The organism is Saccharothrix hoggarensis, from assembly GCF_042678885.1.
GTDB classification, from domain to species: domain Bacteria; phylum Actinomycetota; class Actinomycetes; order Mycobacteriales; family Pseudonocardiaceae; genus Actinosynnema; species Actinosynnema hoggarensis.
The window spans coordinates 1-2,589 of the sequence record NZ_JBHTLK010000424.1 but is presented as its reverse complement, the minus strand read 5'-3'; the positions used below and the strand labels follow the sequence as shown (position 1 = coordinate 2,589).

1 protein-coding gene and 1 pseudogene are annotated in these 2,589 nt (G+C 75.0%); one reads left to right on the top strand and one right to left on the bottom strand.

The window, feature by feature from the left end:
• A partial coding sequence (locus ACFQ3T_RS35855) for a DEDD exonuclease domain-containing protein (protein ID WP_380730476.1) occupies positions 1-1,425 on the bottom strand: 1,425 nt, incomplete at its 3' end.
• A gap of 262 nt (positions 1,426-1,687) precedes the next feature.
• Here ACFQ3T_RS35855 and ACFQ3T_RS35850 point away from each other — a divergent pair.
• Positions 1,688-2,589: pseudogene (locus tag ACFQ3T_RS35850) on the top strand (NYN domain-containing protein); the annotation flags it as partial.

Here is a 2,589-nt window from a genome sequence, read left to right as displayed (position 1 = left end):
CCGGCCGTGCCGCACCACGGCGAACTCCCACCCGCCCGCGCCGTCGGGGCGCGCCGCCACCACTTCGGGCAGCGCCGCCAGGCCGGCCAGGCGCTGTGCCCGGTCCAGCGACCGCAGCAACGACGACATGCGGTCACGGCGGGTCGCCGCGTCCTCGAACCGGTGCGCCTCGGCCAGCGCGTCGATCTGCGCGGTGAGGCCGTGCAGCGGCGCGACGTCCGTCCCGGCGACCAGCCCGCGGAAGGCGTCGACGGCGGGGGAGTAGTCGTCCGCCGACTGCCGTCCCGCGCACGGCGCCTTGCACCGTCCCAGCTCGAACAGGGCGCACGGCGTGGCGGACGCGTTGCGCGCCGGTATCCGGATCGAGCACGCCCGCAACGGCACGGTCTCCAGCAGGGCCTCCAGGGCCGCCTCGGCCAGCCGCCGGGACCGGAACGGGCCGAACGCGCCGTCACGGGCCGTGCGGACCACCGAGAGGCGCGGAAACGCCTCGTCCGTCAGCACGAGCCACCACGCCTGCGCCTGGTTCTTCGACCGCCGGTTGTAGGCGGGCTTGTGCGCGGTCAGCAGCCGCAGCTCCCGCACCTCCGCCTCCAGCGAGTGCGCGCACTCGACCGCGTCCACCCGGACGGCCAGCGCGACCATCTCGCGCAGCCGCTTCCGCCCCTCGCTCGCGGTGAAGTACTGCCGCACCCGCCGCCGCAGGTTCGACGCCGTGCCGACGTACAGGACCTCTTCGGACGGCCCGCGGAACAGGTAGACGCCGGGCGTGGACGGCAGGTCGGCCGCGAGCGTCCGCTTGCGCCGCTGCGCCGGCGTCACCTCCGGCAGGTAGGCGACCAGCTCCTCCAGCGAGTGCACGCCGACCGACCCGACCCGCTCCAGCAGGTGGTGCAGCACCTCGACGGTCGCCCGGGCGTCGATCAGGGCGCGGTGGTTCGGCTGGACGGACACGCCGAACAGCTGCGCCAGCGCCGACAGCCGGCAGCTCGGCGCCTCGTCCCGGCTGAGCACGCGGCGCGCCAGCCGGACCGTGCACACCACCGTCGGCTTCGGCCACGCGTACCCGTACCGGGCGCACGCCGCCTTGATGAAGCCCACGTCGAAGCCCGAGTTGTGCGCCACCAGCACCGCGCCGGCGGCGAACTCCAGGAACGCGGGCAGCACCGTGCCCAGCCGAGGCGCGCCGGTCACCATCAGCTGGGTGATCCCCGTGAGCGCCACGACCTGCGGCGGGATGCCGCGCTCGGGGTCGACGAGCGTCGCGAACTCGCCGATGACCCGCCCGCCGCGCACCTTCACCGCCCCGATCTCGGTGATCGAGTCGCCGTCCGCCCGGCCACCCGTCGTCTCCAGGTCGAACACGACGAACGTGGTCTCGCGCAGCGGGGTGCCCAGTTCGTCGAACGTGAGCTGAGTAGTCATCGCGGGGCACCGTAGCGGCGGGGTCCGACAGTGTTGGGTGGCCGCTGCTCCGCAGGCGGCGGCTCGGTCGCTTCGAAGTCGGTCGTTCGCGACTGTGTCTGCGGCCGCTGCTCCGCAGGCGGCGGCTCGGTCGCTATGAGGTCGGTCGTTCGCGCCGGTTTTCGTGGCGATCGAAAAGCGTGATCGCCACGAAAACCGGCGCGAACGACCGACGCGACCTCGCGGGCGGGTCGGTGCTGGTGGACACGGCTAGCCTGTACGGGTGCAAGACCCGATTGAGCCGGCGGATCCTGGCGGCGACCTGGGCGGCGAGGAGCCGGACCCGGTCGTCGAGTCCACTGTGGACTGGTCTGCCCTGCCCGAGCCGCTGCGCCTGCGGCTCGCCGAGTTGTGCGCGGACGCGTTGGGGGACTTGGCGAAGGTCGACGTGCCGCAGTCGTTGCGCGCGGTGGCGCGGTTCGCGCCCACGAAGCGGGCGCGGTTGGGCGGCCCCGCGTTGATCGGCGCGCTGAAGGTGTCGGCGAACTTCCGCGCCGCGGTGGTGGAGTGGCTGCGGCGCAACCGGCCGGCGGCGTTGGAGGTGACCTCTCCCGACCCGGTGGCGGCGGGCGCCGCGGCGGTGCTGCAGGGCGACGAGGTGGCGGGCCACTTCATCGAGCTGGTCGGCCGGCGGGCGGCGGACGCGGCGCTGCGGTCCGAACGGGACTTGGCGGTGCAGCGGGCCGAGCGGATGGACGCGGAGCTGGAGCTGCTGCGGGCGGAGCGGGCCGAGGCGGGCGGCGCGGCCGACAAGATCCGCGAGGAGGCCGAGGTCGAGCTGGAGCGGCTGCGGAAGCCGCTGCGCGAGCAGGGCGTGCGGCTGCGCGAGGCCAAGGACCGGGCCGAGTCGGCGGCGGCCGAGGTGGAGCGGGTGCGTGCGGAGGTGATCGCCGACCTGCGCCGGTTGACCGCCGAACGGGACCGGGAACGGGAACGGGCGGAGCACGAGCGGGCGAAGGCGCAGCGGGCCGTGGCGGACGCCGAGGTGGCGCGCCAGTCGGCGAAGGAGGCCCGCCAGGCCGACGAGGTGCGGTTGGCGCTGCTCGTGGACACGCTGGACGGCGCGGTGAACGGCCTGCGCCGCGAGCTGGCGCTGGGCGGCGCCGGGCCGCGGCCCGCGGACCT